This window comes from Stenotrophomonas maltophilia complex sp. Om-AH-Sm3 (assembly GCF_059337855.1).
The window spans coordinates 1-3,190 of record NZ_JBYBLQ010000033.1 but is presented as its reverse complement, the minus strand read 5'-3'; the positions used below and the strand labels follow the sequence as shown (position 1 = coordinate 3,190).

At 68.5% G+C, this 3,190-nt stretch carries 2 protein-coding genes; both read left to right on the top strand.

Annotated features, from left to right (window positions below; genetic code table 11):
- Positions 1–295 precede the first annotated feature (295 nt).
- Positions 296–2,344 (top strand): DNA repair helicase YoaA, encoded by a 2,049-nt coding sequence (gene yoaA / locus AC10QF_RS20045; RefSeq protein WP_065185418.1) that lies wholly within the window; start codon positions 296–298, stop codon positions 2,342–2,344.
- A gap of 9 nt (positions 2,345–2,353) precedes the next feature.
- A complete protein-coding gene (gene tsaB / locus AC10QF_RS20040) occupies positions 2,354–3,067 on the top strand; it encodes a tRNA (adenosine(37)-N6)-threonylcarbamoyltransferase complex dimerization subunit type 1 TsaB (RefSeq protein WP_053501251.1) in 714 nt (237 codons plus the stop codon).
- Positions 3,068–3,190: the final 123 nt, after the last annotated feature.

Genomic DNA, 3,190 nt, shown 5'->3' with positions numbered 1-3,190 from the left:
GGATGCTCTTCGATCAATTGTCGAAATACTCGAACTCGATGGAGATTCATCCACGCATGGCGTGGATCCATCAGATCGCTGAAATCTGTCAGAGGTGGGGTGGCATGGGCAGGCAGGACCGTTGGCGCCATGGATGGCGCCATCGAGCCCCCATGGATGGGTTTACGGCGTGTCCTGCCTGCCCCTCCCGGCCTGCCCAGCACGTAAAAACCCAGAGCCATGGACACCGCTGTTGCTGTTGCCCTGGCTTGAAACGGGTGCCGGGCAGCGCCCTGCCGGGTATCCTTTCCCTCTGATGTCCGACCTTGTCCATGCCAGCCGCGAAGCCCTCAGCGAAGGCGGCGCGCTCGCCTCGCATCTGGATGCCTTCGTCCCGCGTCCGGCACAGCTGCACCTGACCGCTGCCATTGCCGATGCGCTGCAGCAGCGGGACCTGCTGCTGGCCGAGGCCGGTACCGGCACCGGCAAGACCTTCGCCTATCTGGTGCCGGTGCTGCTGTCCGGGCTGCGCACCATCATCTCCACCGGTACCCGCGCGCTGCAGGACCAGCTCTACCACCGCGATCTGCCGCGCGTGCGCCAGGCGCTGGGCGTCGGCCTGCGCAGCGCGCTGCTGAAGGGGCGCGCGAACTACCTGTGCCGCTATCGACTGCAGCAGGCGCGGGGCGAGCCGCGGTTTTCCAGTCCCGAACAGGCCGCGCAGTTCCAGCGCATCCTGGCGTGGTCCGGCCGCTCGGAGTTCGGTGACATCGCCGAGCTGGAGGGCCTGGCCGATGACTCGCCGCTGCTGCCAATGGTCACCTCCACTGTCGACAATTGTCTGGGCACCGATTGCCCATTCTGGGACGACTGCTTCGTGGTGCGCGCACGGCAGCGTGCGCAGGCCGCCGACGTGGTGGTGGTCAACCACCACCTGCTGCTGGCCGATCTGGCACTGAAACAGGACGGCTTCGGCGAGTTGCTGCCGGGGGCGCAGGCCTTTGTCATCGACGAGGCACACCAGCTGCCCGAACTGGCAGCGCAGTTCTTCGGCGAAGGTTTCGGCATGCGCCCATGGCAGGAACTGGGTCGCGACTGCCTGGCTGAAGCGCGCGGCGTAGGGGGCGCACAATCGGCGCTGCAGGAGCCGGTCGACCAGTTGCAACAGGCGTTGCTGGCGTTGCGTTCGGCGATGGAGGGGCTGCCGCCGCGTGGTACGCAGTGGCGTGCGCTGGCCATGCCACAGGTCCGCGACGGCTTCGATACGGTGATGGCCGGCCTGGTGGCACTGGAGCAGGGACTTCAGCCGCTGCGCGAATCGGCGGCGGGTCTGGACGCCTGCCATGCGCGGGCGCGCGAGGCGGTGTCGCGGTTGCAGCGCTGGCTGGGCGATGATGAACCCACCCTGGATTTCGATACCGATCCGGCGGACCACGCCAGTGCCGCCGATGTGCTCTGGTACGAGCTCACGCCGCGGGGTTTCCGCTGCCAGCGCACGCCGATGGATGTGTCCGGCCCGCTGCGCGAGCATCGCGAGCGCAGCCGCGCGGCATGGATCTTCACCTCGGCCACGCTGACCGTGGGCAATGGATTCGACCACATCGCCACGCGCTTGGGCCTGGACGATCCGCATACCCTGGTCCAGCCGAGTCCGTTCAACTGGCCCGAGCAGGCGTTGTGCTACCTGCCGGAAGGCCTGCCTGATCCGGCCGCACGGGGCTTCGGAACCGCGCTGATCCAGACCCTTCGGCCGGTGCTGCAGGCATCGCAGGGCAGGGCATTCCTGTTGTTCGCCTCGCACCGTGCATTGCGCGAGGCGGCCGAAGCACTGCGCGACGGGCCATGGCCGTTGTTCGTGCAGGGTGAGGCACCGCGCGCGACGCTGCTGCAGCGCTTCCGTGAATCGGGCAATGGCGTGCTGCTGGGCTCGGCCAGTTTCCGCGAGGGCGTGGACGTGGTCGGCGAAGCGCTGAGCGTGGTGATGATCGACAAGCTGCCGTTCGCGGCACCGGACGATCCGGTGTACGAGGCACGCCTGGAGGCGATCCGCAGCCAGGGCGGCAATCCGTTCCGCGACGAACAGTTGCCGCAGGCGGTGATCGCACTGAAGCAGGGTGTCGGTCGCCTGATCCGCAGCGAAAGCGACCGTGGCGTGCTGGTCCTGTGCGATCCGCGCCTGCTCAACCGTGGCTATGGCCGGGTCTTCCTGGATTCACTGCCACCCTTCCGCCGCACCCGCAGCCTGGCCGATGTGCAGGCCTTCTTTACGCCACAATGGGGGCCCGTGGCTGATGATCCGGCTGACCCGGCCGCTGTCGCGCCGGGCCCGGAGCCGGCTCCCGGTGCCACGTTCCCCCTGTTCTGACCTGATCTGATGAAACTGCTCGCCTTTGAAACCGCCACCGAAGCCTGCTCCGTTGCCCTGCATGTTGATGGGCAGGTGCTGGAACGCTTCGAGATCGCCCCGCGCCGGCATGCCGACCTGAGCCTGCCATGGGCCGAGGCGCTGCTCGCCGAAGCCGGCATCGGCCGTCGCCAGCTCGACGGCATCGCGCTCAGTCGCGGCCCGGGGGCGTTCACCGGTGTGCGCCTGGCGATCGCCATCGCCCAGGGCATCGCGTTGGCGTTGGACCGCCCGCTGCTGCCGGTTTCGACGCTGCAGGTGCTGGCGCTGCGGGCACCGGTGGAAGAAACGCAGATCCTGTCGGCAATCGATGCCCGGATGGGTGAACTCTACGTCGCGCGCTTCGAACGCGTCGACGGCCTGCCGGTCGCGCGCGATGCCGAGCGCGTCTGCGCGCCCTCCGTGGTGACGTTGCCGGAAGGAATGTCGGCCTACGGTGTCGGTACCGGTTTCGGCGCGGGCGACGGCGCGCTGGTGGCACAGTTGGGCAGTGGCCTGCGCGGTTTCGATGCCGCGGCATTGCCGCGGGCGTCGGACGTGCTGGCACTGGCGGTGCCGGCGTTCGCGCGTGGCGAGGCGATCGCACCGGAGAAGGTCGAGCCGGCGTACCTGCGCGACAACGTGGCATTGACCCTGGTCGAGCAGCAGGCCGCGCGCGAGGCGAAGGCGAAGGCCAACGGCTGAGCCCCTCGTGGCGGAGCGCGAAAGCACAAGCCGTGGTTTGGCCGGGCGGGTGGGCTGCGCAGGGGGCGCTGCAAGTACGTCCATGTAAGCTCGGTCGCCGCATCCATGCGGCTCACGCCCCTG

Bases quoted from the DNA above. Each gene is read 5' to 3' on its own strand.
- yoaA (WP_065185418.1), top strand. From the start codon at position 296: ATGTCCGACCTTGTCCATGCCAGCCGCGAAGCCCTCAGCGAAGGCGGC.
- tsaB (WP_053501251.1), top strand. From the start codon at position 2,354: ATGAAACTGCTCGCCTTTGAAACCGCCACCGAAGCCTGCTCCGTTGCC.